The sequence below is a fragment of the Kribbella sp. CA-294648 genome, from assembly GCF_050943845.1.
GTDB lineage: Bacteria > Actinomycetota > Actinomycetes > Propionibacteriales > Kribbellaceae > Kribbella.
On sequence record NZ_CP191981.1, the window covers coordinates 3,209,145 to 3,233,742 of the forward strand.

The following is a 24,598-nucleotide window of genomic DNA, read 5'->3' on the forward strand; positions in this document are numbered from 1 at the left end:
TGATGAGGAAGCAGCATGAGTGGTATGACGAGCATGATGCGGAGCGGTGGGTTCCTGAGCCGGTCAAGCGGCCCGGGCGAACTGCGTTCGCGCGGGATCGTGCGCGCGTGCTGCACAGTGCGGCGCTTCGGCGGCTGGCAGCCAAGACGCAGGTGGCGACCGCCGGGAGCGATGACTTCGTCCGCAATCGACTGACGCACAGTCTGGAGGTCGCGCAGATCGGCCGCGAGCTGGCCAGCACGCTCGGCTGCGATCCGGACATCGTCGACGCGGCCTGCCTTGCGCATGACCTGGGCCATCCGCCGTACGGGCACAACGGTGAGCGGGCGCTGGATCAGCTCGCGGAGAAGATCGGCGGGTTCGAGGGGAACGCGCAGACGCTGCGATTGCTGACCAGGCTGGAGTCCAAGACCTTCGACTCGGCCGGGCGAAGCGTCGGGCTGAACCTGAGTCGCGCGACGCTCGACGCGGCGACGAAGTACCCATGGCTGAGGCGGCCGGGGGAGCGGAAGTTCGGTGTGTACGACGACGACGCGCCGGTCTTCGACTGGTTGCGTCAGGGCGTCGAGGCGGGGGACCGGCGCTGTCTCGAGGCGCAGGTGATGGACTTCGCCGACGACGTCGCGTACTCCGTGCACGATGTGGAGGACGGGATCGTGGCGCATCACCTCGATCTCGAGCAGGTGAGCGCCGACCGGGCGCCGTACTGGGAGACGGTCCGGCGCATCTACTTGCCGACGGCAACAGACAGCGAGCTGGACGAGAGCTGGGAGCGGCTGACCCGGCTGCCGTACTGGCCGAGTGCGCGCTTCGACGACAGCCGCCGGGCGCTTGGTGGGCTGAAGGATCTGACCAGTCAGCTCATCGGCCGGCTGGTCACGGCGGCGGAGCAGGCGACCCACGCGCGCTTCGGGCGGTCGCGACTGGTTCGCTACGAGGCGGAGCTGGTGGTGCCGGACATGATCCGCGTCGAGATCGCCTTGCTGAAGGGCATCGGCATGTTCCACGTTCTCAATTCACCAGAACGGCAGGCGCGGCGCGCAGTACAGCGCGAACTGCTGACGGAGTTGGTTGAGGCCCTGTGGTCCACAGCGCCCAGAGATCTGGACGCCGCCTTCGTGGCCGACTTCCAGGAGGCGGCCGATGACGACGCGAGGTTGCGCGTCATCATCGATCAGGTCGCGTCGCTGACGGATCCCTCGGCGTTGAGCTGGCACACCAGGCTCACCGCTCAGCGGCGCTGATCCGGTCGCGGACGTCGCGGAAGTGCAGGCGCATCGCGTCGCGGGCCGCGTCGGCGTCGTGGGCGCGGAGCGCGTCGACGATGCGGCGGTGGTTGGTGACCAGGTCGCCCGTCCGGTCGGCCGGCTCGCCGAGCAGGTGCTCGACCTCGTGGTACGTGTCCCAGAACAGCCCGATCAACTGCAGCACCAACTCGTTGCCGCAGTTCTCGTACAGCAGCGCGTGGAAGGCCCGGTCCGCGCCAGGATCGTGCGCCATCGCCGTCACCAGGGCGTCCAGTGCCGACAGCATCGCCTCGCTCGTGCGCGCCTTCGCCACCTCGCCGATCAGCCCGGTCTCCAGTAGCTCCCGTACCTCGACCAGATCATGGATCGCGCGGATCCCGTGCCCGGCGCTCGACCGCACCCGGAAGGCCAGCGACGTGGTCAGCCCGTTCAGCGACGCCTGCCCGACAAAGGTCCCGTACCCGTGCCGGATGTCCACGATCCCCAACGCCTGCAGGGCGCGGATTGCCTCCCGCACGCTGTTACGGCTCGCGCCGAGCACCTCCATCAGCTGCGGCTCGGTCGGCATCGACTCCCCAGGCGCCAGCCCGCGCTCGTGGATCAGCTCGATGATCCGCTCCTCCAGAGCGGCCCCCGCCCGCACCCGCATCCCGCCTCCAGTCACCCGCCGGTTCCGGCCCGGTCATCCTATGTCCCGCGCGACTCGGGGCGTACCACGCGGACTATGCCGCCGTGATGCGTCAAGTATTACTGTCGGTGCATGACTGAGCCCGAACGCATTGTCATCATCGGAGCGAGCCTGGCCGGCGCCCGGACCGCGGACTTCTTGCGCAGGGAGGGCTGGACCGGGCAGATCGTGCTGATCGGCGACGAGCCGGAGCTGCCCTACGAACGCCCGCCGCTGTCCAAGGCCGTGCTGCTCGGCAAGGACGAGCCCGAGGTGTCCCAGCTCCACGACCAGGCTTGGTACGACGAGAAGAACATCGAGCTGCGTCTGGGCACCGAAGCCACCGCGATCGACACTGCGGCGCGCAAGGTCACACTGGCCGACGGCTCCGAGGTCGAGTACGACAAGCTGCTCATCGCCACTGGCAGCCGCGTCCGCAAGCTCGACGTACCGGGTGCTGACCTGGCCGGGGTGCACTACCTCCGTACTGCGGCGGAGTCGAAGGCGCTGACCGATGCGTACGCCGCCAAGCCCCGAGTGGTCGTCGTCGGCGCCGGGTGGATCGGCCTCGAGTCAGCCTCGGCAGCGCGCCAGCGTGGCTGCGAGGTCACCGTCGTCGAGCCGCAGTCGACCGCGCTGGCCGCCGTACTGGGTGAGCAGATCGGCAACCTGTACGCCGAACTGCACCGCAGCCATGGCGTCGAGTTGCGGTTCGACACCGGCGTCGAGGCTCTGGAGGGCGACGACAAGGTCACCGGTGTCCGGCTCACGGGCGGCGAGGTGCTGCCTGCGGACCTGGTGGTCGTGGGCGTCGGCGTACAGCCCAACACCGAGCTTGCCGAGGCAGCCGGGATCGAGGTGGCCGGCCGCGACCAGGGGTCGGGCATCCTCACCGGCCCGGACCTGCAGACCTCCGTACCGGGCGTGTACGCCGCCGGCGACGTGGTGCGCTGGGACCACCCGGTGCTCGGCCACTCGATCCGCGTCGAGCACTGGCAGAACGCGATGGACAGCGGCAAGGCTGCCGCCAAGGCGATGCTCGGCCAGGACGTATCGCAGGACGCGTTGCCGTACTTCTTCAGCGACCAGTTCGACCTCACCATGGAGTACGTGGGCGACGTGCCGCGCGGTACGTCGTACCAGGTCGTGCTGCGGGGCGACCCGGCCTCCGGTGCGTACATGGCGTTCTGGCTGGCCGAGGACAACCACGTGCTCGCCGGCATGCAGGTGAACAGCGGCTGGGACGTCATCGACCCGGTCAAGCAGCTGATCCGCTCGAAGAAGACGGTCGACCCGGAACGCCTCGCGGACACGTCGGTCGAGCTCTCCGAAATCTAGCCGTAGACTCACCGCGTGGCCGGCAGGATCAAGGAAGAGGACATCGCGCTCGTGCGCGAGCGTGCTCGGATCGACGAAGTGGTCGGCTCGTACGTGACGCTGAAGAACGCCGGCGGCGGCTCGCTCAAGGGACTGTGCCCGTTCCATGACGAGAAGTCGCCGTCGTTCAACGTCACCCCGGCGCGCGGTTTCTTCTACTGCTTCGGCTGCCAAGAGGGCGGCGACGTCATCGACTTCATCCAGAAGATCGATCAGATCACCTTCCACGAGGCCGTCGAGACGCTGGCCGCCAAGGTCGGCATCCAGCTCCGGTACGACGAGTCCGGCGCGCCGATCCAGCGTTCGCAGAGCAACCAGCGACCGCGGCTGGTCGAGGCCCACAAGGTCGCGGCGGAGTTCTATGCTGAGCAGCTCTTCGGTGCGCCCGAGGCGATGCTCGGGCGGCAGTTCCTGGACAAGCGCGGCTTCGATCGCGACGCTGCGGCGCACTTCGGCGTCGGGTTCGCTCCGCGCGGTGGTGAGGCGCTGGTGGCACATCTGCGCGGCCGTGGTTTCAGCAACACCGAGATGCTCGCGGCCGGCCTGTGTTCGGACGGACAGCGCGGACTCTACGACCGCTTCCGTGGCCGGCTGATGTGGCCGATCCGCGACGCCGGTGGTGACGTGATCGGCTTCGGCGCGCGTCGGCTTTTCGACGACGACAAGATCGAGGCCAAGTACCTCAACACCGGCGAGACCGCGATCTACAAGAAGTCCAAGGTCCTGTACGGCGTGGATCTGGCTCGGCGGGAGATCGCCAAGGGTAAACAGGCTGTGGTCGTCGAGGGCTACACGGACGTGATGGCTTGCCACCTGGCCGGAGTACAGACTGCTGTCGCCACCTGTGGCACGTCGTTCGGTGACGACCATGCGCGGGTCCTGCGGCAACTGCTGCTGGATCACGACCAGTTCCGCGGTGAGGTGATCTTCACCTTTGATGGTGACAGCGCCGGTCAGCGGGCTGCGTTGAAGGCTTTTGAGGGCGACCAGGCGTTCGCGTCGCAGACCTATGTCGCGGTGGAGCCGGACGGGCTCGACCCGTGCGATCTGCGTCTCCAGAAGGGCGATGCGGCGGTGCGCGAGCTGATCGGCCGGCGGGTTCCGCTGTACCGGTTCGTGCTGTCCAACGTGTTGTCGAAGTACGACCTGGATCGGGCGGATACCCGGATCGACGCGCTGCGGGACGCGGCTCGGCTGGTGGTGAGCATCCGGGACCGGTCGAAGGTGGATGCCTTCACGCGCGAGCTGGCCGGGCATCTGGGGATGGAGGTGGACCAGGTGCGGACCGAAGTACACCGGGCTGCTTCCCGTCCCGCTCCGGCTCCTGCGGCTCCTGACCGTGGTCCGGTGCAGGCGACGAGTGAGGCTCCCGCTCCGCCGCCGCGGGTCGACCTGCCGTCGCCGCGGGATCAGCGGTTCGTGATCGAGTGGGATGTTCTGAAGATCGCGATGCAGTACCCGCATCTGATGGGTGCGGCGTTTGACGAGCTGGACGACCAGGACTTCACGCATCCGTGGCTCGCGGCCGTGCGGGGTGCGATGGAGAAGACGGGTGGGCCGGCGAATGCGGCGCCCGGGGAGGCGTGGGTTGTCGCCGTACGGGAGGCAATGGGGATCGATCCCGCCGCGGCCGTGGTGAGCGCGCTGGCCGTCGATCCGGTGCGGCTGGATCGCGAACCCGACGAGATCTACGCGCGGGCGCACCTGGCCCGGCTCCAGGAACTCACCTGCCTGCGCCGGATCGCGGACCTCAAGTCGAAGCTCCAGCGGACCAACCCGATCGACCGGGCCGACGACTACAACCGGATGTTCGGCGAACTGATCGCGCTGGAACGCTACCGGGCAGAACTGCGCGAACAGGCGATCAGCGGCGCAATCTGAGCCTGCTTATCCACAGCGCGCTGATTACCGGCCGGTCACCAACCGTGATCGCGGCATCATCCCTAGTAACAGAGGGAGACTGCCATGCCAGACCTGGACTGCGACCCGGCCGACGTCCACGCCCTGATCGCCTACCTCCGCGACATCGGCCGCCACGAACTCCTCACCACCGAGGAGGTAACCACCCAAGCCACTTGGATAGAAGCCGGCCTACTAGCCGCCGACCGCCTCACCACTGCCGATGTTTCCAGATCAGCGGAACTGATCGCCGACCTGGAAGCCATCGTCGTGCTGGGGGAGCAGGCCCGCCGCCGCATGATCGAAGGCAACCTGCGTCTCGTGGTCTCGCTTGCCAAGCGGTACACCGGCAAGGGGATTTCGCTGCTCGACCTCATTCAGGAGGGCAATCTCGGGTTGATGCGTGCAGTCGAGCGGTTCGATCACCAGCTCGGCCACCGCTTCTCGACGTACGCGATCTGGTGGATCCGCCAGGCGATCGGCCGCGCCATCTCCGACCGCTCTCGCCTCGTCCGGATGCCCGCCCAGGCCTACACCGACGCCGGCCGGGTGGCCGCCGTGCAACGTGACCTCACCCAACGCCTCGGCCGGGAGCCGACCACCGCCGAGGTCGCCGCAGCCGCCTGCCTCACCGTCGCCCGGGTCGAGCGCGCCCGCGCCTGGAAGATCCGCCCCGAGGCCCTCGACCTGGAGGAGACCGACCAATACATCGACGACGACGAGATCGTCCTGCGAGCCGCCCTACGACGTGACCTCCACTACCAGCTGGAGTTCCTCGAGGACCTGCAGCGAGCCGTGCTCAAACTCCGCTTCGGCCTGATCGGCCCTGCCGCCGCCTCGGTCGACGAGGCCGCCGCAGTACTCGGCCTCGATCCAGACCAAGTGCGCACCCTCGAGGACCAGGCTCTCCGCGAGCTCCGGCGCCGTTGCGCGATCGGATTGCGGGACTATGCGGCCTGACGGTTGGAGCGGGCTGAGATCATGGCCCTGTGCTGAAACTTCGCCGTACGTCGTGGCCGCGCGAACTCACCGAGGCGGTCGCCATCGCCTCCCGCCACTCCGCGGGCGGCAAGGAACCCATCCTGGCCGCGGTCCAGCTCCTCGACGGCAACTGGGTCGCGGGCAGCCGTGCGGCGCTCTACCTCCCGACGGCGACCGAGGGCGCGGTGCGCCGGGTCGGCTGGGAGAAGATCGAGCGAGCCGGCTGGGACTCCGAGGAGTCGATCCTGCGCGTCTACGAGACCACACCCTTCGGTACGCCGCTGCGCGCCACCGAACTCAAGGTCGACGACCCGGGCCGCTTCGGCCAGCTGCTGCGCGAACGCATCGACGCCAGCGTCCTCGTCCAGTGCCACGTCCCTCTGTCCGGCAAGAAGGGCGTCCGCGTCGTCGGCCGCCGCAACCCGTCCGAACCGGACGCCCCGGTGAGCTGGAACTTCGTTCTGGACAAGGGATTGGAGCCCACCGAACCCGGCCTCGTCGACCGCGCCGAAGCAGCCCTGGCAGCGGTCCGCGACGAGTTCGGAATCTGACCTGGAAGCGATCCCAAATCCCGTTTTTGCAGTTGGTCCGGGGCCTGCTAACCTACTCAGGTCTTCGGGGTTCGGAGACACCGAGGGACTTCGATCCCGCGTAGCTCAATTGGCAGAGCAGCCGGCTGTTAACCGGCAGGTTACTGGTTCGAGTCCAGTCGCGGGAGCAACCACAGAAGGCCGATTCCACCAGGAATCGGCCTTCTCGCCTTTGCGGCCACCCACAGCGCACGCGGCAACCTTCAGCGCGGGCACATACTCCTGCGTGCGGAGCTGGTTTCAGCGCCGCTTGTCCTCTTTCCGCTTGTCGATCGCCCGCTGAATCCGGTGCTGCGGCTGCCCGGTCAGCTTCGCGATCAACGGCACCCGGAACTTGTAAGCCGCCACGGCACCCACGATCAGCACCAGAAAAATGAACCAGCCCATCGAACATCCCTTCATCGGACCTGACCCCCATCATCCCGCATCACGGAAGCAAAACCCTCCGTCATCCCCCTGACGCACCCCTGGAATCCGATACCATCACCACGCGGCACCGCCGCTCGGGGCGGTAGCTCAGCCGGTTAGAGCAAGGGACTCATAATCCCTGGGTCGTGGGTTCGAGTCCCACCCGCCCCACCAGCACCTCGTACGACGCCCACGCGGCCTCCGCCCGTCGCTCCCAGCTCCGCCCGCTCCCACCCACCCGTCCTCAACGACCGCTCCTCCGTTGCGCGGGTGCCCACGCTCACGCCGCCTTCTACCGACCGCAGCCAAGCCGCTGAGTCGGCTGCGGGGGAGTGTTAGGTGGGGGATCGCCAGCGGCCTGGGCCTCGGCGTACCGGTACGTGTCATACGGGTCGCAGGCGGGTGGGTAGGACAGCGCGGGTGTCGGCGACGGTGTCTCAAGTGTGCCGTCGTCCGGAGGGGCGCTGCATAGGTTCCACACGAGGTGAAATAAGTAGTGGTCGCCCCGGTTGGTCACCCGCAACGGCACCCTTCAGGTCTCGTTGATGCCCTTGACCAGTTTCCGGCGGCACAGGACGTGCGGACTCGCTCGCTCGTATCGTGCTGGGTGAGAATGCCTCGATCGGCCACCTTGACCTTGCCCAGGGCAAGACTTCTTCGGCACATGGATGGGACCTGGAATATGGACGATGGCGATAGGGAAGCCCCAGGCTGGGATGCTATCGAGGCCGCGGTCGCCAAGGTTGTGCCCACGCAGGAGCCATTGCACTGGGGTACCGAGACGCTGCCTGGCCAGGACGGGATTTACGGGCTCAGCGCCTACGTCGTCGACAGCCACTGGCTACTCATCACTTTCGGGCTTACCGAGCTCTTCGCGAAAGACAGCGACGACCTGCTGACTAGCGGTTGGGGGTTCGAACTGACGCTGAGGGTGCCGGCAGATGATGATCAGCCACCAGAGTGGGCCCTCCGTTTGCTCAGGCAGCTTGGCGCCTATGTCTTCAGCACTGGACAACCGTTCGCCCCGGGCCACCGAATGGACCCCGGCGGACCTATCACTGGAACACCAGACACTCGCCTGACGGCCCTTGCATTCGCCGACGATCCGCAACTGGCACCGATCGATACCCCGCACGGCGCCGTAGGGTTCCTGACGGTGGTCGGCATCACTGCCGACGAGCTAGCTCTCATGAAGGCCACGACCACAGCCGATGTAATCACTCAGCTCTCGGCCAGCTCGCCACTACTCATCACCGACCCGCGTCGATGAAGCGTGGGCAGCCACCCGTCACCAAGATCCTCGTCACTATGACTTAGGGGTCTGGTCGGCTCGGTTCGCGGGTCGGATGCTTGTGGTCTGTCCACGATGCGGGGGCTGTGCTCTCGTGATCCCTCGGCCTGGCCTTCCAGCGGCCTCTGTGGCTGCAGACCCCGCTGCGGCGGTCATATCTTGTGGGCCTACAACGAGGAGCACGTCGACGAGCTGTCTGCCTACGTCGGGGCGCGATTGCGAGAGCGCGGCGGGGTGCAGGGCGCGGTGGTGGGCATGGAATCTGCTTGGTGGCAAATCTTCGGAAGTCATGGAATTCGTTGGTTCGCAAATCCTCCGGGGCACGAAATTGTTCGGTCTGCAAATCCGGCATAGGGCATATATGGCGTTTTGCCGCAATAGTTCGATGAGGTTTGACAGCGTCGTGGGGATTGCTTATATGGTCCGGTCGGTCAGGTTCGTGCCGATCGAGTCGAGGGTGTTCAATGAGTGTGCCTGTGGCGTTGTCGAAGGTTCGACGGCGGTTGGTTCTTTGGGTTCTTATGTTGTGTTCGGTGTTGATTTGGGTAGATAACACTGTTCTGAGTACTGCGTTGACGACGCTTGCTGACCCGGTTCGTGGGTTGGGGGCTAGTCCTGGGGAGCTGCAATGGGCGACTGGGGCGTACACGTTGGCCTTCGCTACCTTGATGTTCAGTGCGGGGGCGGTGGGGGATCGGGTTGGGCATCGGACTGTGTTTGCTGGTGGGTTGGTGGTATTTGGTGGGGCGTCCCTGTGGGCGGCGTACGCGGGTGGCGCGGGGCAGCTCATTGCGGCTCGGGCTGCGATGGGGGTGGGTAGTGCGCTGCTCACGCCTGCGATGTTGGCCATTCTGATGTGGACCTTCACCGGGCCCGCGCGGGCTGCCGCGGTTGGTGTTTTCTCGACGTCGGCGGGTGTTGGCATGGCGGCGGGGCCGGTGTTGGCGGGGTTTTTGCTTGATCATTTCTGGTGGGGGTCGGTTTTTCTGATCAATGTTCCGGTCGTGGCGCTGGCGTTGGTTGGGCTTGTGGTGCTGGTTCCGAATTTCAGGAGTTCCACGCGGCGGCCACTTGATCCCGCTGGAATGTTGCTGTCGATCGGTGGGCTGGTGGCGTTGGCCTACGGGCTGATCCGAGCCGGGCAGGTGGCTGCGTGGAGTCGTGCCGATGTCTGGGGGTCGATCGTTGTCGGGCTAGTGCTGCTCGGCGTTTTCGTCCTGGTTGAACTGCGGGTCACGGTGCCCAGTTTTGATCCGCGGCTGCTTGCGCAACGCGCATTCGGTGGTGGCAATGCGGCGCTCGGGTTACTGTTCTTTGCGGTGGCTGCCATCACGTTCTACAACGCGTTCTACCTGCAGGGCGCGCTCGGGTTTTCGCCGACCAAGGCGGGGTTGGCCAATATCCCGACCGCAGTCGGTGCGCTTGCGGGGGCGCCGCTCGGATCGCGCCTGGTACGTCGCATGTCGCTGCGGCCTGTCGCCGTGCCGGCGCTCACCGTGGCTGCGCTGGCCATGGGCGGGTACGGGTTCCTCGGCCTGCAGACTCCGCTCGTCTGGATCGAGATCCTGCTGCTGATCCAGGGTCTTTCGATCGGCATAGTGATCGGCCCCGTCACGGCCGCACTGATCAGCGACCTGCCGTTGGAACAGGCCGGTGCCGGATCGGCTGTCACCAACACGGTGCGACAAACCGGCAGCGTGATCGGAATCGCGGTAGGTGGCACGATCATGTCGATCGCCTACCGTCGTGCGATCGAACCTTCCCTCGCGGGTGTGCCCGGTCCGGTGCAGGATCAGGCGCGAGTCTCCGCCGAACAAGCCCGCCACGTCGCCACCGCCATCGACCGACCAGTTCTTGCTCAGGCTGCTGACGAAGCGTTCGTCCACGCGATGCACGTCGGCGCCGGCTGGATCGCGGTCACCGCACTCCTCGGAGCAGTCGTGCTGCTGGTGATCTTGCCTGCTGCCGGGAAGAAGAAGGCGGAGCCAGACGACGAGACCAGAGGCGCCCGAGCCGATGTCGAGGCGGCCGCACGCTGAGGGTGGGGCGGCGGTGGTCGTCGTGCTGGATGGAGGGGTGGTCGGGAGGATGGCCGAACTGGGTGCTCGTTCCTGGGCTGCGGCGGACCGGGAGGCCCGGCGTACCGGTGCCGGGCCTCGGTTGGGGTCAGCTCGTTCAGTAGCCAGAAGGCGTTACCGTCGGGGTTTCGGTTGGGGGTGTGGTTGGGCCCTCGCAGGGTTTGACCCAGAAGACCTTGTACTTGGTGTCGTTACCGAGGGAGTCGGGAGCGTGGATCGTCACCTTGACGTGGTAGCCCTGGATCGGGTGTGGGCCGCCGCTGAACTGCAGCGTGTACTGCTCGCTGGCGTCCAGGTCCGGCGCGCCGCCCGGTGGGTCGGCGCCGATGAACGGGTTGGTGTTCCCGATTACGGTCAGGTTGCCGGTCAGTGTGGGCGCCTGCAGCGCGAAGGAGACGGTGGCGTTGAAGTCGCCCTCGCCGTAGCCGCGGAACTCGACGTTGAACACGCAGTCCACGTGCGGCTCGTTGTTCGGCTGTTCACTCAGCGGCTCCCCTTCGATCTTGATGGTGCCGTTGTTCCCCGGCCGGTCGACGGCCATCGCTGCCGGTCCGCCCCCGAGCAGCAACCCGATTCCCAGCGCCCCCGCCGACAAGATGCCGGCCGCCATCGAAAAACGGGCGCGTTTGGATAGATCAGACATGTGGTCTCCCCCCACAGCCGAAACGAATCCCCCAAGCTCGATGCCATTGCCTCACTGGCTGTAACGCCTGTCAAGCGCTCGCCACGCATCGCTACCAGCCCCGTCTGCCGGGTCACAATCAGTGGCAGATCCAAGACGCTGGGGTCTTGACGGGGGCGGTTCTTCACCCGATAGTCGAAGCGCTTCGATTCATCGCCGAGGGGAACCGCCATGACCTATCGCCATCGAGTCGGGAGTGCCCTGGTGGCTCTCCTGCTCGTGCCTGTGTTTCTCGTGGGGCAGCCTGCCCGGGCCGAGGCCCTTCCGGAGTTCCGGAATCCTGATCTGCCGCTGAAAACCCGGGTGAACGACCTGACCAGCCGGTTGACGCTGGACGAGAAGATCTCGCTGCTGCACCAGTACCAGCCCGCGATCCCGCGACTGGGCATCGCCTCCTTCAAGACCGGTACGGAGGCGCTGCACGGCGTCGCGTGGCTCGGTAAGGCGACCGTCTTCCCGCAGGCCGTCGGGCTCGGCAGCACCTGGGACCCGAACCTGATCAAGCGGGTCGGTTCGGCCGTGGGTGACGAGGCGCGAGGCTTCTACAAGCTCGACCCGGCGAAGAACGGGCTGAACATGTGGGCGCCCGTGGTCAACCAGTTGCGCGACCCGCGGTGGGGGCGCAACGAGGAGGGGTACGCCGAGGACCCGCTGCTGACGAGCGAGATCGCGACGGCGTACGGGCATGGGCTTCAGGGCGACGACCCGCGCTACCTCAAGACCGCTCCGACGCTGAAGCACTTCGCTGCCTACAACGTCGAGGCTGACCGCAGTCGGGTATCGGCGAGTGTGCGGCCGCGCGTGCTGCACGAGTACGAGTACAAGGCGTTTCAGCCGGCCCTCACCGCGAAGGCTGCCACTGGCGTCATGGCGTCGTACAACCTGCTGAACGGCAGGCCCACCCACGTCGCGCCCGAGCTCAACGAGAACGTGCGCTCCTGGTCCACCGAGGAGCTCATGATCGTCGGCGACGCCTCCGGTGCCGGCAACCTCAGCGGTTCTCAGCAGTACTACGCGACGCCGGCCGAGGCCGCGGCCGCGGCGATCAAGGCGGGGCTGGACAGCTTCACCGAGAACGACAAGAACGGCGGGCCGACCGTCGCCGCCGTGAAGGAGGCGCTGACGAAGGGCCTGCTCGCCGAGGCGGACATCGACAAGGCAGTCGGGCATCTGCTGTCGATCCGCTTCCGGCTGGGCGAGTTCGACCCGGCCGGGCGCAACCCGTACGAGAAGATCGGCCCGGACAGCATCGACAGCCCGGCCCATCGTGAGCTCGCCCGCGAGGCTGCACGCAAGCAAATCGTCCTGCTCGAGAACAAGAACCAGGCCCTGCCGCTGAACTCGGCCAAGACCAAGAACGTTGCGGTGATCGGTCAGCTGGCGGACGCCATCTACGAGGACTGGTACTCGGGCACGATGCCCTACCGGATCACCCCGAAGGCCGGAATCGCCGAGCGGCTCGGCACCGCGAGCGCGGTCACAGCTACCGAAGGCGTGGACCGCATCGCGCTCAAGGCCGTTGCCACTGGCAAGTACGTGACCGCGCCGGCCGGTGCCACCGGTGGTGCCCTGGTCGCCGACGCGGCGACGGCGGGCGTGGCTCAGTCGCTCGACGTCTTCGACTGGGGCGGCGGCACCCTCACGTTCCGCGCGGCCTCCAACGGCAAGCTCGTCGGACGGGGCGGCGGCGGGCTGGTCAACGACCAGGACCAGCCCAACGGCTGGTTCGTGCAGCAGAAGTTCAGCTTCGAGCAGCTTGCCAATGGCAACTATGTACTGCGGTACCGCGGCAATGAGGTGAAGGAGCCGTGGAACGGCCCCAACCAGTACATCACCCTGGGCGCCGACGGAAAGCTGGAGATCGGCGCGGCCACGCAAGACGCGGCGGCTCAGTTCACCAAGGAGGTTCTGGTCAGCGGGACGGCCGCGGCGGTCGCGGCCGCGAAGAAGGCGGACACGGCGATCGTGGTCGTCGGCAGTACTCCGTTCGTCAACGGGCGCGAGGACGACGATCGTCAGGGCACTGCTCTCGCGGCCGGCCAGCAGGCGATCGTGAAGGCCGTCACTGCTGCCAACCCCAAGACCATCGTGGTGCTGGAGAGCAGCTACCCGCTGACCGGCGACTGGGGTCAGGCGAAGGCGGTCCTGTGGACGTCGCACGCGGGCCAGGAGACCGGCCGGGCCCTCGCCGATGTCCTGTTCGGTGACTACTCGCCGTCGGGCCGGCTCCCGCAGACCTGGTACCGCACGGACAAGGAACTGCCGGATCCGCTCGATTTCGACGTGATCAAGGCCGGCTGGACGTATCAGTACCACCAGGGCCGTCCGCTCTACCCGTTCGGCCACGGCCTGACCTACGGCTCCTTCCGGTACTCCGGACTGCGGGTCGGCTCGCCCGTCGTCGCGGCGAACGGACGGCTCAAGGTCAGCGTCGACGTCACCAACACCAGCCGGACTGCCAGCGAAGAGGTCGTCCAGCTCTACACCTCGCAGCGCACCTCGCGGGTGGCCCAGCCGGTCAAGACGCTCCGTGGGTTCCAGCGGCTGGCGTTCGCACCCGGACAACGTCGTACGGTCTCCTTCGACGTGAAGGCGAGCGACCTGGCGTTCTGGGACGTCACCCGGAACAAGTGGGTGGTGGAGTCGGCGCTGCAGGACATCCAGGTGGGCAGCTCCTCAAGCGACATCAGGGCCCGTACTACGGTGGCGGTCCGGGGCGAGCAGATCCCGGCTCGCGACCTTAGCAAGCGAACCGCGGCCACGGACTTCGACGACTACTCGGGGATCGAGCTCATCGATGCGTCCAAGGTGCGCGGCGATGCGGTCGGCAAGACGGCAGCCGGTGACTGGATCTCCTTCGAGGATGTCCGGCTAGGCCGTGGCGCCACCCGGCTGGAGGCCGCCGTTTCGCGAGCTTCGGCCGACACCGCAAAGGTGGAAATCCGCCTTGGCAGCCCGACCGGTCCGCTTGCTGGAACGCTCACGGCTCCTGCCACCGGCGACCGCTACACCTGGGCCACGACGACGGCCCAGCTCAACCCACAGGTGGCTCGCGGCGTCCGCGATGTCTACCTGGTCTTCACCGCTGCAGGTACGAACATCCGCGACCTGACCATCAAGTAGGTCACCTTCCCGGGTCGGGCCAACCCCTCCGCCCGACCCGGGAACGGCCGCCGTTGCTACTTGGTTTCTTGCCAGGCGTGCTCGGCGAAGCTGAAGAGGCGTTGCGGGGTCATGCGCAGCCAGGCGGTTGCCCAGTCGAGGGTGCCACCGGTGTTGCGGCGTTCGGTGGCCTGTACGACGTCGGCCGGGACCGTGGTCAGCACCTCGGCCGGGCCTTCGGTCAGTACGGCGGCGTGGGTGTCGTGTTCGCCCTCGAGCACGGACAGCGCGAGCCACGGGTTGGCCTCGACGTTGCGGAGCCGGACCGCGCCACCGACCGTGGGGAGCCAGAAGGCTTCCGCGTGGATCGTGAACAGGGTCGGCGCGGCATGGGCCCGGCCGTCGGGCCGGGTGGAGGACGCGAGCGCGTAGGAACGGCGCTGGAGGTACCCCGCCAGCTGTGTGCCCGTCATCCGGCGTTCCGGCGGGTACGACGTACGGACCGCCTTCCCGCCTTGCCGGAAAGACTCCTCCTGCAGCTGCTCCAGCCAGGTCGCCAGCTCTGAATCATCCACAGGCCAAACCCTAGCGTTGGTTTGAGCCATCGGTTTGAGGCTACTGCGGGGAAGGGCGGAAGATCGCGTGGGGCCGGCGGGGGAGCGGGCCGGCCGGCCTTCTACCGCCAGATCGCCCAGTACGACGAACGCTTCCTGCGGGAGAACGAAGAACGCCTCGACCGCATCAGTACGCCGGTCAGAATCCTGTGGGGCACCGACGATGCGTGGATCCCCACCAACCTGGCCCACAAACTGGCCGCCCTCATCCCCGGCGCCTCACTGCACCTCGTCGAGGGCGCGGGACACCTGATCCAGTACGACGCCCCGATCGCCCTCGCCGACCACCTCCGCGCCTGGCTTACCCAGGTCGCGAGCCGGCCGGACGAGCGCGATGGTGCTCCAACCTGAGCTTCAGCGCCCTTCGATGGTGTCGCCCCAAGCAACTACCTCGGTGGAGCCCTTGTACTCGAACCCCTCGGCGTAGAAGGTGACTCTGGAGCTGGGGGCAAGGATCTTCGGGCTCCGGCAGAACCTCATTCCCGCGCTGACGTGGGGTGTGCCGCCGCCGCGGCCGCAGGCGAACTCGTCGGTGAAGGAGCCATCGAGATAGCGGGTGAGGCGAGCGGTCGCCCAGTAGCCGGTCGGCACCGCCGAGTAGAAGGTGATGCACGACCAGTAGTAGTAGTTCGAGTCGCGGCGGAGCTGGATCTTGGCGACCGGAATGTTGCTACCGAGGGTTCTGACCTCCCGGTCCGGGCTGACGTACACCGATCCGCCACAGGTGTCGGTGGGAACGGCCGCAGTGCCGGCGGTGGCCGGCGTCGCGGTGCTGAGCAGGCCGGCGGCCAGACCTACAGCGGCCAGCATCACGGTGAAACGACGTCGAACTGTCACAGTTTGCCTCTCGATGGTGGAGTGACTTCGTGGCGCGCGAATTCTCGTCCGCGGTCGGGCCGATCGTCTCGGAACCGCCTGGCGCTGTCGCCAATCCCGGACGAATCCGGATGCCGAGTACGTACCTCCAGTTGCCCGACGACTCGCGTGCGCCGCGGGAGGAACCAGGACGCACACCGTCCGGATAGGTCGATAGCGTCGGTGGCATGGCTATTGGACGATTTCCGAGCGTTGTTCTCGACTGTGCTGATCATGCTGAGCTGGCCAACTTCTATGGTGCGGTGTTGGACTGGAAGGTGCAGGTTTCTGATGACTGGGCCGAGGTTCGGGCGGATAACCAGTGCATCTGCTTTCAGCCTGTTGAGGGTTACCGGGCGCCCGAGTGGCCGGAGCAGGAGGTGCCGCAGCAGATGCATCTCGACATCATGGTTGAGGACCTCGACACGGGCGAGCAGGCAGTGCTCGAGCTGGGCGCTATCAAGCACTCTCACCAACCGGGGACCAGCTTTCGGGTCTTCTTGGACCCGGCCGGCCACCCCTTCTGCCTCTGCGTGGACTAAGACGCCAACAGGCGGGTGTCGCCGGGTGGGAGGGTTGGCCACCAGTTGTTGTAGCGGGAGTAGACCGTGGGGTCGCGGGGTTCGAGGAAGGTGCTGAGGGCCTCGGCCTCCGCGGCCAGGGCCTTCCAGGTTTTGGCCGGTAGTGGGCTGAAGGCGGTCGCCTCGATGCCGTCGGGGGTTGTGCGCCAGACGCCGGCGACGCGGCCGTCGACCAGGAGAGTGGGGAGGACGTCGCCGTTGGTGCGGGTGACGACCGCCTTGTACTCCGTCGGCACGATGCGCGAGCGATCCGCATAACCCAGCAGAGTGCTGTCCCACATCGGCATCAACCGTGGGGGAGCCGGCGTGTCTCCGGCCGGCCGGGGCCCATCCGGTACGTCGTACAGGTCGGTGCCGTCAGCTCCTTGCAGCTCGACGAGCTTTTCGCGGAGTGTCTCGACGGCGCGGCGGACCCTGGTCCGGGTGATCGACGCGAACTGGGCGATGTCGGCGATCGAGGCCGGGCCGAACCCTTCGAGGTAACGCCACACGAGCGACTCGAGCATGCTGCCGGCGAGTTCCACGGAGTACGGGTCGGGTTGGCGCGCGGCCGCGACGTACGAGGGGCGTTGGCCGAACGACCAGGGGCCTCCGGTCGGGGAATGCAGGAGTGGTGCGAAGTTGCGGATGCCCCACCAGACGGCCTTGCCGGGTGCGCTGCAGCGTTCGCTGATCCATTGCTCGATCGCCGCGGTGCCCCGAGGCTCCGCGGCGAACTCCACCAGCCCCGGGATCAATTCGTAGACCGCCTCGGGTGCCAGCCCACCGGAACGCGCCTGACCGAGGTGTGACCGCAACATCGGCTGCATGGCCAGGTGGAACGGCAGGTGATCGTCGACGTGTACGACATGCAAGGTGCCGCGCAGCAGCGTCGACTTCACCACGTGGCCTTCGGCGAACGCGGCGTCCAGGTCCGCCGGATCGAAATCGACCAGCCGGTTCCAGAGCGCGAGGTACGGCGAGGCCGGGTGCTGGCCCTGGATCGCCACGATCCGGCGGGTGCCCTCGAGCACGCCGAGCGGTTCGCGGGCCAGCAACAACTGCCGGGCAAGCGTCGCCCGATTGAGCTCCGCGGCGCTGATCTTCACCAGGACATCCGACCACATCGGCGCAAGGCAGGACCAGAGCTGTTCGGGAGCTACCGTAGGTCTGGTGCGAGTAGCTACCTGGAATGTGAATTCGGTGAAGCAGCGGATGCCGCGGCTACTGGGCTGGCTGGACGAACGGCAGCCCGATGTCGTGTGCCTGCAGGAGACCAAGCTGGCGGACGACGCTTTCACGAAGCTGCTCGGTGACGAGTTGTCCGGGCGCGGCTACGAGACCGTCACCTACGGCCAGGCGCAGTGGAACGGCGTGGCGCTGCTGTCCAAGGTCGGACTGGAAGACGTCGTCACCGGAGTCGCCGGGGCGCCGGGCTTCCCCGATCCGGAGGCGCGGGCGATCGCCGCGACGTGCGGCGGCGTGCGGGTCTACTCCCTCTACGTGCCGAACGGGCGGGTGCCCGACTCGGATCACTACCAGTACAAGCTGGCCTGGCTCGCCGCGCTGAAGGACGTCGTCGCGGCCGGACCCGCCGACCAGATCGTCTGTGGTGACATGAACATCGCGCCGACCGACGCCGATGTCTTCGACCCCGCGGCGTACGTCGGATCGACGCACGTCACCGCGCCCGAGCGGCAGGCATTGGCCGACCTGATGGCGACCGGGCTGCACGACGTTGTCCGGGACCGCTGGCCGACCGACCGCGTGTTCAGCTACTGGGACTACCGCGCGGGCATGTTCCACCAGGACCTCGGGATGCGGATCGACCTGATGCTCGCGACCACGCCGGTCGCCGAACGGGTGAAGGCGGCCTGGATCGATCGCAAGGCGCGCAAGGGGACCGGCCCGAGCGACCACGCTCCGGTGATCGTCGACCTGGACACCGCTCCGGACGGCGACATCGGGCCGATGGTGCCGCCACCGTCGGCACCACGCGGCGCGAGGAAGAAGACCACCAAGCTTCCGCAGAACCGCTGATGAGAGGCCTCCGCCCGGCCGCGCTCGTCGGCGCGCTCATCCTCGTCATCGCGGGCTGTACCGAGGACAAGGCCGCACCGCAGGCCGTCGCAGCGGTGGTGTGGACGAAAGTCGAGCTGCCCGCCGAGCCCGTAGTACTGACCGCGCATGGCGAGCAGTTGCTGATCGGGTTGCGTGACCGCAGTGCGAAGGTCGCGCCCAGGTTGCTGCTCCAGCAGGCGGACGGCAGCCGGCAGGAGATCAAGGTCCACGCCAACAGTCCGTACGCGTTCGAGGCGACTTGGCACTCGATCGCGTCCGACGGCCAACGGCTGCTCGCGTTGGGTGGTGCACCCGGCGGAGCCCACGCCAACACCCGCTGGACCGTGTGGACCGGCTCGGCCAATGCGCTGACGGAGTACCCGCAGGAGTTCAACACGTTCGGTGGGCAGACTGCGGGAGCCCTGTACGCCGCGATCATCACGCCGACAGGTCAGGCGTTGGCCGGCTCCTGGGGGAGTGCGCAGACCGGCCTGGACGGGGCGATCTGGTTGCCGCGCGGGACCGACCAGTGGGTGCGGCAGCCGTCGGCGAAGACGCCGCTGGAGAGCACTCCGTCGCTGATGCTCAGCCCGAACTTCGCCACGGCCGCCGGCAACGGGATCTTGCTGGTCGGCTCACAGGTCCGCCTAGCCCCGAACGTCGTCCAGCAGGAGACCGCCGTGTGGCGGTCGACCGACGTCAACCAGGGCTGGAGCAGGATCGAGCTGCCCGACCTGGGCGCTCGCAGCCAGGGCAACTCCGCGACCTGTCGCAGCGCGACAGCCTGCACGATCGCCGGTTTCGTCGAGAACAAGCTGGCGCTCTGGCAGGTCGACGGCACGCAGGGCAAGCGGCTGCGGAACGTCCCGGCGATCGCGGTCAGCGACAAGGACGAGCTGCCGCCGCCCGTCGAGGACAACGGCCAGCTCTACCAGGTCGTTGCGGAAGGCAACAAGGTCAAGGTGGTCAGCGGCACGGACGGCAACTGGACGGTCCGCGAGTCGACCGGCCCGGAAGGCGTCGTGAAGGACGCCAAGCTGGTCGGCAAGACGCTCTATCTGGTTGCCGGTCCCACCGACCAGCCCGCGACGCTCTGGAAGACGACGCTCAGCTGAGCAACCCCCGGACGTAGGCCGCCTGCCCGGCGTGCTGGAGGTCGTCCGACAGCACGCTGATGAGCCGGACCCCGAGCGTCACCGGTGGGTTCCAGTTCCTGTCGACGATGCGGTCCAGCTCGTTGTCGGTCAGGCCGTTCAGGTACTCGAGGCTGCGGGCGTGCACGGTGTCGTAGTACCCGAGGAGTTGTTCGGCGGAGAGTTGCACCGCGGCGACGTCGTCGGCGCTGTGCCCGTACCCCGTGTCGCCCGCGTCGAACGGCAGGCCTAGTCGCTCGTGCCAGCCGTCGGACGTGTAGACCTGTTCGTAGCTGCCCGCGTTGGCGAGGTGATCGTCCTGGATGCGGGTCAGATGCCAGACCAGCCAGGCGATCGAGTTGCCGGCTCCGTCGGGTCTGGTCGCGAGCGTCTTGTCGTCGAGCCCGTCGACGGCTTCCCGCACGACCTCCTCGATCCGGCCGAAAGCATCGAGCAGCAGTTCGCTGGTGTTCATCGATTTTTCCCTTCATCCTGCGGACCCCGCCAGGCTACTGCGCACCTCGGACAGTTCCAGCGTGCTGCGGTCTAGTGTTGTCAGGACATTCGTCTCGAGCGAGGAGCAGTCGTGGAATACCGCACTCTTGGCAGCAGCGGCACCGTCGTATCGACCTATGCGCTGGGCACGATGACGTTCGGCAACGAGACCGACGAGACCGGCTCGCACGAGCAGCTCTACCGGTACGTCGAGGCCGGCGGCAACCTCGTCGACACGGCTGACGTCTACACGACCGGTGCCTCGGAGAACATCATCGGCAGCTGGCTGGCCAAGTCGGGCGCACGCGCCAGCGTCGTACTGGCGACCAAGGGGCGGTTCCCGATGGGAGAGCTGCCCAACGATGTCGGTACGTCGCGGCGGCATCTGCGCAAGGCGCTCGATGCGTCACTGACCCGGCTCGGGGTCGATCACGTCGACCTGTACCAGTTGCACGCCTGGGATCCGATCACCCCGCTGCAGGAGAGCCTGAGCTTCCTGGAGGACGCAGTACGGGCCGGGAAGATCCTGTACGGCGGTGTCTCCAACTTCACCGGATGGCAACTGCAGAAGGCGTGTGACCTGATCGACCGGCGCGACTGGTCGCCACTGGTCACGCTGCAGCCGCAGTACAACCTGCTGGTGCGGGAGATCGAGTGGGAGATCATCCCGGCCGCGCAGGAGAACGGGCTTGGTCTGCTGCCGTGGTCGCCGCTGGGTGGTGGCTGGCTGACCGGCAAGTACTCCTTCGACGAGGAGCCGACCGGCGCGACCCGGCTGGGCGAGGACCCGAACCGCGGTGTCGAGTCCTGGCATCGCCGCAGCCGGAACCAGCGCGTCCGCGACGTCGTCGAGGCGGTCCGTGCGATCGCTGAGGTGCGCGGCATCTCGATGGCCCAGGTGGCGCTCGCCTGGCTCGTCGACCGCCCGGCGGTCACGTCGGTGATCCTGGGCGCTCGCACCACCGCGCAACTCGACGACAATCTCGCCGCGGCAGGCCTGCACCTCACGGCCGAAGAAACCGAGCAGCTCGACCGGGCGAGCGACCCGGGCGCAGCCGACTACCCGTACGGCGGCCCAGGCACCGCCCAGCGCGACCGCCCGCTCGAAGGCGGCCGTAGCTAGTCAGGCAGTACGCCGGACCAAAGGATGCCGAGGGCGAGGCAGGCCAGGGTGAGGATGCCGAAGAAGCCTACCCAGAGGATCGCCGGTACGCCGGTCAGCCGCCGGAGCTGATCGGCATCGGAGCTGCGGCCGCCCCCATGCCGGCGGGAGTGCTGCAGCTCCAGTACTGCGCGCGGTGCGGCCAGCAGCAGGAACCAGGTGAGCAGATGCGCGAAGCCCGACTGCACCTGCTCCGAGCCCCACCAGGACACAGCGAACACCAAGGCGCCGAAGGCAACCACCGACCACAGGCCGAACAGGTTGCGGATCTGGAGCAGCAGCAGGAGCAGCGCGAGCAGGAGCCCCCAGAGCAGCGCAACGGCGTACCCCTGGCCCAGGACGAAGGCTGCGCCGATCCCGAAGAGCGCAGGTCCGGGGTAGCCGACCAGGAGGACGGCGATCATGCCTGCGCCGTCCGGCTTGCCACGCGAGACCGTCACGCCCGACGTGTCCGAGTGCAGCCGGATGCCGGCGAGCTGGCGACCGACGAGCAGCGCGATGAGGCCGTGCGCGCCCTCATGGGCGATCGTGACCACCTGCCGGGTCTGACGCCAGACCGGCCGCCAGGCGATCAGCAGCAACGCGAGCACCCCGGTACCGATGACGACGGTTGTCGAGGCGGCCGGCTGCGCGCTCGTGATGTTGTCCCAAACCTCACCCATCAGCACATCCTTGCAGGCAGGTGGTCAGGCGCCGGTGACGGTCTCCCCGAAGGCCGCGGCCAGCGCCATTCCGATCAGGCCGGGTAGGTCGGGCCGGCCGTCCTCCTCGGCCCAGCGCACCAAGGCCGTGTGCAGCGCGGCCAGACAGGCGCTGGCTGCGGCTTCAGCCTGGAAGAGCTTGTCGGGTTCGCTCGCGTCGTACCCGAGGGCGCCCACGATGGCCTGCTGCAGGACGTAGTTGTTGTCCAAGTGCTTGGCCCGCAGAGCCGGCGTCGAGATCATCAGCTTGAGCCGGGCCAGCAGGAACTGGCCGGTCGGCGTCAGCCCCTTGTCACGGCCGTCCCGGGTTAAGGCCGCGGTCCCGTCGATGAGCGCGCCACCGATCCGGCGTACGAGCGGTAGTTCGGGCGGGGAGGCCGCGATCCGCTCGGCGATGTCCGCGGCGTGCTGGTCGGCGAGGACCAGATCCTCCTTGGTGGGGAAGTGCCGGTAGACGGTCATCGCGGAGACCCCGGCGGCGTCGGCAACGTCGGCCACGGTCGTGGCGTCGTAGCCGCGCTCGGCGAAAAGCCGGACCGCGTGCGTCTGGATCGCGCGCTGGGTCTCGAGCCGCCGCTGTTCTCGAAGGGCCATGTGATAGACACTACCATCGTGGTAGTCACTAACAACATGGTAGTAACTAATAGAGGAGCGCAAGATGAGTCAGGGCAAAGTGGCGCTGGTGACCGGGGCGTCGAAGGGAATCGGCCGGGCGATCGCGATCCGGCTGGCGGCGCGAGGAGCCGAGGTCGTCGTCCACTGCGGGACGGACAAGGACGGCGCCGCGGCGACGGTCGGGCAGATCGAGGCGGCCGGCGGGACCGCGCACGCAGTACGGGCAGAGCTTGGCCAGGACGATGACGTGGAGACGCTCTTCGGCGGAGTCGAGGCGATCCTGGCCGGACGGCCGCTCGACATCCTCGTCAACAATGCGGCGGCCGCGCCGGCCGGTCCGATCGGGACCACGACGCGGGCGGAATTCGACCACCTCTTCGCGGTCAACGTGCGAGCGCCGTACTTCATCATCCAGCGCGCCCTCCCGCTGCTGCCTGACGGCGGCCGGATCGTCACGCTCTCGTCGGTGGCGACCCGGATGGCGAACCCCGCCCAGACCTCGTTCGCGATGACCAAGGGAGCGATCGAAACGATGACCCTGACCCTGGCGAACCAGCTCGGAGTACGCGGGATCACGGTGAACGCGGTCGCGCCCGGTGCCACTCGCTCGGCCACCAACGGCGCAGCCTTCGAGGTACCGGGCCTGGTCGCCCAGATCGCGGCCGGGACAGCGCTCGACCGGCTGGGCGAGCCAGGCGATGTCGCCGACGTCGTCGCCTTCCTCGCCTCCGAGGAGGCGAGGTGGATCACCGGTCAGGTCATCGACGCCAGCGGAGGCCTGTTTCTAGGGCCCCGCTAACTCCAAGGGATGTGGACGGTCACCCGTTCCCGGAGTTGTTCGCTCAGCAGCCAGAGTTCGTTGGTGGCCGGCCAGTACGACAGGTTCTCGGTGTTCTTCGGAGCTTTCGTCCAGACCGAGGTCGAGATACCGCCGGTACCGCGATGCAGGCAGCTCGGGTAGTCGACGCCGTCGCCGATGTTGTCCGCGTACTCCGGGCAGACGCCGGCCACCACGAACTTTCCGCCGTACGACACAGCGCCCTGCATTCCCCACACCGGTGAGTTGAAGGCCTCGATCGCCGGCACCACCCCGCTCGCGTTCAAGGGCGGGAGGCCGGTCGCTTTGTCGACCGGCCAGCGGACGATGCGGCCGCCGCCACGGGTGGTGTGCTCGGCGGCGACGAAGGACCCGGTACCGGCGTGGTCGAGGGCGAGGCTCGCGAAGCAGGGTTTGACGCCAGTGGTGTTGCCGCAACCGCCACCCGCGTACCAGTAGGCGCCGGTCTGGGGCAGGGCGAACGCGTGCCACCGGGCGTGATATTTGCCATCGGCCCCTAATCCGACCTCGCCGGTGCTGGTGTCGGTCCGCCAGATGTGCCGCAGGTCGAAGGTTCGCAGTACCGACCCTCCGGTGGCGACGACGAGGGTGTTGCCCGACCAGTACAGGCCGTGTCCGTGGCCGGCGATGGCGGCGAAGTTGCCGGTTCCGGTCGGCTCCACCAGCAGGACTTGCCGGTACTTGTTCGTGCTCAGGTCCACGAACGACACCCGGATCGCGCTGTCATCGGCGTTGTGCCAGGTCGCGGCCACGACTCGTCGAGCCCCACCGGCGGGCTGGGCGTCGCCCGAACCGGTGACGCCCTGCGGGATCCACACGTTCAGGTCGTCGTCCTCACCGTCCTGCCAGCAGAACCCCTTCGGGTTGAGCGCTGCCGTCAGGTACGTCGGATGGCACAGGTTGCGGCCGGTCCGGTTGGCAGCCGCCAGTACTTCGGTGACGCCGACCGGCGCGAGACCAGGTTTCTGTTCGAGCGCCGCGATCCGGGCGCCGTATGTCGCGAACGTGTCGCCCGCGACGAGTTGCATCCCGGTCGCGTCGATGCGCGGAAATGAAGCGGCGGCCTCAGCCTGGGCCGGCGCGGTGCAGGCGCCGGTCACCACCGCGATGGTCAACAACCAGCGTCTGATCCTCATCTCTCGATGGTTGTGCACCAGCATGCTGTTGGCCACGAGGACAACGAGGCGTTGACATCACCCAGGCCGCGCAGGACGGTGGGGGAATCGCGGCCCAGGGGAGGGG

General features: G+C 67.6%; 24 protein-coding genes and 2 tRNA genes. 16 read left to right on the top strand and 10 right to left on the bottom strand.

The window, feature by feature from the left end; all coding sequences use genetic code 11:
• Positions 1 to 2: 2 nt before the first annotated feature.
• Entirely contained in the window at positions 3 to 1,244 is a 1,242-nt protein-coding gene (locus ACQPYM_RS15440) for a deoxyguanosinetriphosphate triphosphohydrolase (RefSeq protein WP_433021154.1), read from the top strand.
• Here ACQPYM_RS15440 and ACQPYM_RS15445 read toward each other — a convergent pair.
• The gene (locus ACQPYM_RS15445; RefSeq protein ID WP_433021156.1) at positions 1,225 to 1,896 is read right to left on the bottom strand and encodes a FadR/GntR family transcriptional regulator; all 672 of its coding nucleotides are present in this window, start codon (positions 1,894 to 1,896) and stop codon (positions 1,225 to 1,227) included. The two genes, ACQPYM_RS15440 and ACQPYM_RS15445, sit on opposite strands and share 20 nt — an antisense overlap.
• A 111-nt stretch (positions 1,897 to 2,007) precedes the next feature.
• Here ACQPYM_RS15445 and ACQPYM_RS15450 point away from each other — a divergent pair, with 111 nt between their 5' ends.
• From ACQPYM_RS15450 to ACQPYM_RS15470, 5 genes are all read left to right on the top strand, one after another.
• Positions 2,008 to 3,252, top strand: a complete 1,245-nt coding sequence (locus tag ACQPYM_RS15450) for an NAD(P)/FAD-dependent oxidoreductase (protein ID WP_433021158.1) — start codon at positions 2,008 to 2,010, stop codon at positions 3,250 to 3,252.
• 15 nt (positions 3,253 to 3,267) lie between these two features.
• Complete coding sequence (dnaG, locus tag ACQPYM_RS15455) at positions 3,268 to 5,172, top strand: DNA primase (RefSeq protein WP_433021160.1); 1,905 nt, start codon at positions 3,268 to 3,270, stop codon at positions 5,170 to 5,172.
• A gap of 84 nt (positions 5,173 to 5,256) precedes the next feature.
• On the top strand, positions 5,257 to 6,150 hold the full coding sequence (locus tag ACQPYM_RS15460; protein ID WP_433021162.1) for a sigma-70 family RNA polymerase sigma factor: 894 nt from the start codon (positions 5,257 to 5,259) through the stop codon (positions 6,148 to 6,150).
• Positions 6,151 to 6,179: 29 nt separating this feature from the next.
• Positions 6,180 to 6,722, top strand: a complete 543-nt coding sequence (locus tag ACQPYM_RS15465) for a hypothetical protein (protein WP_433021164.1) — start codon at positions 6,180 to 6,182, stop codon at positions 6,720 to 6,722.
• A 94-nt stretch (positions 6,723 to 6,816) separates the two neighbouring features.
• Positions 6,817 to 6,889: transfer RNA gene (locus ACQPYM_RS15470), tRNA-Asn, on the top strand.
• A gap of 112 nt (positions 6,890 to 7,001) precedes the next feature.
• Here the strand turns inward: ACQPYM_RS15470 and ACQPYM_RS15475 are convergent.
• Positions 7,002 to 7,148 carry a hypothetical protein gene (locus tag ACQPYM_RS15475; protein ID WP_433021166.1) on the bottom strand — a complete coding sequence of 49 codons (147 nt, stop codon included), beginning with the start codon at positions 7,146 to 7,148 and terminating at the stop codon, positions 7,002 to 7,004.
• A gap of 118 nt (positions 7,149 to 7,266) precedes the next feature.
• Between ACQPYM_RS15475 and ACQPYM_RS15480 the strand changes: the two genes are divergently transcribed.
• From ACQPYM_RS15480 to ACQPYM_RS15490, 3 genes are all read left to right on the top strand, one after another.
• Positions 7,267 to 7,343 (top strand) — tRNA-Ile (locus tag ACQPYM_RS15480).
• Positions 7,344 to 7,851: 508 nt separating this feature from the next.
• Positions 7,852 to 8,439, top strand: a complete 588-nt coding sequence (locus ACQPYM_RS15485) for a suppressor of fused domain protein (protein WP_433021168.1) — start codon at positions 7,852 to 7,854, stop codon at positions 8,437 to 8,439.
• Positions 8,440 to 8,981: 542 nt separating this feature from the next.
• The gene (locus tag ACQPYM_RS15490; protein WP_433023288.1) at positions 8,982 to 10,499 is read left to right on the top strand and encodes an MFS transporter; all 1,518 of its coding nucleotides are present in this window, start codon (positions 8,982 to 8,984) and stop codon (positions 10,497 to 10,499) included.
• A 136-nt stretch (positions 10,500 to 10,635) separates the two neighbouring features.
• On the opposite strand, the gene ACQPYM_RS15495 is transcribed toward ACQPYM_RS15490, so the two are convergent.
• Complete coding sequence (locus ACQPYM_RS15495) at positions 10,636 to 11,181, bottom strand: hypothetical protein (RefSeq protein WP_433021170.1); 546 nt, start codon at positions 11,179 to 11,181, stop codon at positions 10,636 to 10,638.
• Positions 11,182 to 11,391: 210 nt separating this feature from the next.
• Between ACQPYM_RS15495 and ACQPYM_RS15500 the strand changes: the two genes are divergently transcribed.
• Positions 11,392 to 14,343, top strand: coding sequence for a glycoside hydrolase family 3 C-terminal domain-containing protein (locus ACQPYM_RS15500; protein ID WP_433021172.1), 2,952 nt, complete (start codon positions 11,392 to 11,394; stop codon positions 14,341 to 14,343).
• 56 nt (positions 14,344 to 14,399) lie between these two features.
• On the opposite strand, the gene ACQPYM_RS15505 is transcribed toward ACQPYM_RS15500, so the two are convergent.
• Positions 14,400 to 14,897: a pyridoxamine 5'-phosphate oxidase family protein gene (locus ACQPYM_RS15505; RefSeq protein ID WP_433021174.1), complete on the bottom strand. Its 498-nt coding sequence runs from the start codon at positions 14,895 to 14,897 to the stop codon at positions 14,400 to 14,402.
• A 21-nt stretch (positions 14,898 to 14,918) separates the two neighbouring features.
• Here ACQPYM_RS15505 and ACQPYM_RS15510 point away from each other — a divergent pair, with 21 nt between their 5' ends.
• Positions 14,919 to 15,287, top strand: a complete 369-nt coding sequence (locus ACQPYM_RS15510) for an alpha/beta fold hydrolase (protein WP_433021176.1) — start codon at positions 14,919 to 14,921, stop codon at positions 15,285 to 15,287.
• 3 nt (positions 15,288 to 15,290) lie between these two features.
• On the opposite strand, the gene ACQPYM_RS15515 is transcribed toward ACQPYM_RS15510, so the two are convergent.
• Positions 15,291 to 15,773: a hypothetical protein gene (locus tag ACQPYM_RS15515; RefSeq protein ID WP_433021178.1), complete on the bottom strand. Its 483-nt coding sequence runs from the start codon at positions 15,771 to 15,773 to the stop codon at positions 15,291 to 15,293.
• Positions 15,774 to 15,979: 206 nt separating this feature from the next.
• On the opposite strand from ACQPYM_RS15515, the gene ACQPYM_RS15520 reads away from it, so the two are divergent.
• Entirely contained in the window at positions 15,980 to 16,333 is a 354-nt protein-coding gene (locus ACQPYM_RS15520; RefSeq protein WP_433021180.1) for a VOC family protein, read from the top strand.
• Here ACQPYM_RS15520 and ACQPYM_RS15525 read toward each other — a convergent pair.
• Positions 16,330 to 17,478 (bottom strand): winged helix DNA-binding domain-containing protein, encoded by a 1,149-nt coding sequence (locus ACQPYM_RS15525; protein WP_433021182.1) that lies wholly within the window; start codon positions 17,476 to 17,478, stop codon positions 16,330 to 16,332. The genes ACQPYM_RS15520 and ACQPYM_RS15525 overlap by 4 nt on opposite strands.
• Positions 17,479 to 17,524: 46 nt before the next feature.
• On the opposite strand from ACQPYM_RS15525, the gene ACQPYM_RS15530 reads away from it, so the two are divergent.
• A complete protein-coding gene (locus ACQPYM_RS15530) occupies positions 17,525 to 18,391 on the top strand; it encodes an exodeoxyribonuclease III (protein ID WP_433021184.1) in 867 nt (288 codons plus the stop codon).
• Complete coding sequence (locus tag ACQPYM_RS15535) at positions 18,391 to 19,527, top strand: hypothetical protein (protein ID WP_433021185.1); 1,137 nt, start codon at positions 18,391 to 18,393, stop codon at positions 19,525 to 19,527. Before ACQPYM_RS15530 ends, ACQPYM_RS15535 begins: the two co-directional genes overlap by 1 nt.
• Here the strand turns inward: ACQPYM_RS15535 and ACQPYM_RS15540 are convergent.
• Positions 19,520 to 20,020 carry a mycothiol transferase gene (locus tag ACQPYM_RS15540; protein ID WP_433021187.1) on the bottom strand — a complete coding sequence of 167 codons (501 nt, stop codon included), beginning with the start codon at positions 20,018 to 20,020 and terminating at the stop codon, positions 19,520 to 19,522. The genes ACQPYM_RS15535 and ACQPYM_RS15540 overlap by 8 nt on opposite strands.
• 111 nt (positions 20,021 to 20,131) lie before the next feature.
• Here ACQPYM_RS15540 and ACQPYM_RS15545 point away from each other — a divergent pair, with 111 nt between their 5' ends.
• Entirely contained in the window at positions 20,132 to 21,163 is a 1,032-nt protein-coding gene (locus ACQPYM_RS15545) for an aldo/keto reductase (RefSeq protein WP_433021189.1), read from the top strand.
• Here the strand turns inward: ACQPYM_RS15545 and ACQPYM_RS15550 are convergent.
• Positions 21,160 to 21,864 carry a M50 family metallopeptidase gene (locus ACQPYM_RS15550; RefSeq protein WP_433021191.1) on the bottom strand — a complete coding sequence of 235 codons (705 nt, stop codon included), beginning with the start codon at positions 21,862 to 21,864 and terminating at the stop codon, positions 21,160 to 21,162. The two genes, ACQPYM_RS15545 and ACQPYM_RS15550, sit on opposite strands and share 4 nt — an antisense overlap.
• A gap of 24 nt (positions 21,865 to 21,888) precedes the next feature.
• The gene (locus tag ACQPYM_RS15555) at positions 21,889 to 22,497 is read right to left on the bottom strand and encodes a TetR/AcrR family transcriptional regulator (protein ID WP_433021193.1); all 609 of its coding nucleotides are present in this window, start codon (positions 22,495 to 22,497) and stop codon (positions 21,889 to 21,891) included.
• Positions 22,498 to 22,561: 64 nt separating this feature from the next.
• Here ACQPYM_RS15555 and ACQPYM_RS15560 point away from each other — a divergent pair, with 64 nt between their 5' ends.
• Positions 22,562 to 23,317, top strand: a complete 756-nt coding sequence (locus tag ACQPYM_RS15560) for an SDR family oxidoreductase (protein ID WP_433021195.1) — start codon at positions 22,562 to 22,564, stop codon at positions 23,315 to 23,317.
• On the opposite strand, the gene ACQPYM_RS15565 is transcribed toward ACQPYM_RS15560, so the two are convergent.
• Entirely contained in the window at positions 23,314 to 24,492 is a 1,179-nt protein-coding gene (locus tag ACQPYM_RS15565) for a hypothetical protein (RefSeq protein WP_433021197.1), read from the bottom strand. The two genes, ACQPYM_RS15560 and ACQPYM_RS15565, sit on opposite strands and share 4 nt — an antisense overlap.
• Between the last annotated feature and the right edge of the window lie 106 nt (positions 24,493 to 24,598).

What these genes read in the sequence shown, in the direction of transcription:
- ACQPYM_RS15440 (WP_433021154.1), top strand. Translation starts at nt 3, where the DNA reads ATGAGGAAGCAGCATGAGTGGTATGACGAGCATGATGCGGAGCGGTGG.
- ACQPYM_RS15445 (WP_433021156.1), bottom strand. Translation starts at nt 1,896, where the DNA reads ATGCGGGTGCGGGCGGGGGCCGCTCTGGAGGAGCGGATCATCGAGCTG.
- ACQPYM_RS15450 (WP_433021158.1), top strand. Translation starts at nt 2,008, where the DNA reads ATGACTGAGCCCGAACGCATTGTCATCATCGGAGCGAGCCTGGCCGGC.
- ACQPYM_RS15460 (WP_433021162.1), top strand. Translation starts at nt 5,257, where the DNA reads ATGCCAGACCTGGACTGCGACCCGGCCGACGTCCACGCCCTGATCGCC.
- ACQPYM_RS15475 (WP_433021166.1), bottom strand. Translation starts at nt 7,148, where the DNA reads ATGGGCTGGTTCATTTTTCTGGTGCTGATCGTGGGTGCCGTGGCGGCT.
- ACQPYM_RS15485 (WP_433021168.1), top strand. Translation starts at nt 7,852, where the DNA reads ATGGACGATGGCGATAGGGAAGCCCCAGGCTGGGATGCTATCGAGGCC.
- ACQPYM_RS15490 (WP_433023288.1), top strand. Translation starts at nt 8,982, where the DNA reads ATGTTGTGTTCGGTGTTGATTTGGGTAGATAACACTGTTCTGAGTACT.
- ACQPYM_RS15495 (WP_433021170.1), bottom strand. Translation starts at nt 11,181, where the DNA reads ATGTCTGATCTATCCAAACGCGCCCGTTTTTCGATGGCGGCCGGCATC.
- ACQPYM_RS15500 (WP_433021172.1), top strand. Translation starts at nt 11,392, where the DNA reads ATGACCTATCGCCATCGAGTCGGGAGTGCCCTGGTGGCTCTCCTGCTC.
- ACQPYM_RS15520 (WP_433021180.1), top strand. Translation starts at nt 15,980, where the DNA reads ATGGCTATTGGACGATTTCCGAGCGTTGTTCTCGACTGTGCTGATCAT.
- ACQPYM_RS15525 (WP_433021182.1), bottom strand. Translation starts at nt 17,478, where the DNA reads ATGTGGTCGGATGTCCTGGTGAAGATCAGCGCCGCGGAGCTCAATCGG.
- ACQPYM_RS15535 (WP_433021185.1), top strand. Translation starts at nt 18,391, where the DNA reads ATGAGAGGCCTCCGCCCGGCCGCGCTCGTCGGCGCGCTCATCCTCGTC.
- ACQPYM_RS15540 (WP_433021187.1), bottom strand. Translation starts at nt 20,020, where the DNA reads ATGAACACCAGCGAACTGCTGCTCGATGCTTTCGGCCGGATCGAGGAG.
- ACQPYM_RS15550 (WP_433021191.1), bottom strand. Translation starts at nt 21,864, where the DNA reads ATGGGTGAGGTTTGGGACAACATCACGAGCGCGCAGCCGGCCGCCTCG.
- ACQPYM_RS15555 (WP_433021193.1), bottom strand. Translation starts at nt 22,497, where the DNA reads ATGGCCCTTCGAGAACAGCGGCGGCTCGAGACCCAGCGCGCGATCCAG.
- ACQPYM_RS15560 (WP_433021195.1), top strand. Translation starts at nt 22,562, where the DNA reads ATGAGTCAGGGCAAAGTGGCGCTGGTGACCGGGGCGTCGAAGGGAATC.
- ACQPYM_RS15565 (WP_433021197.1), bottom strand. Translation starts at nt 24,492, where the DNA reads ATGAGGATCAGACGCTGGTTGTTGACCATCGCGGTGGTGACCGGCGCC.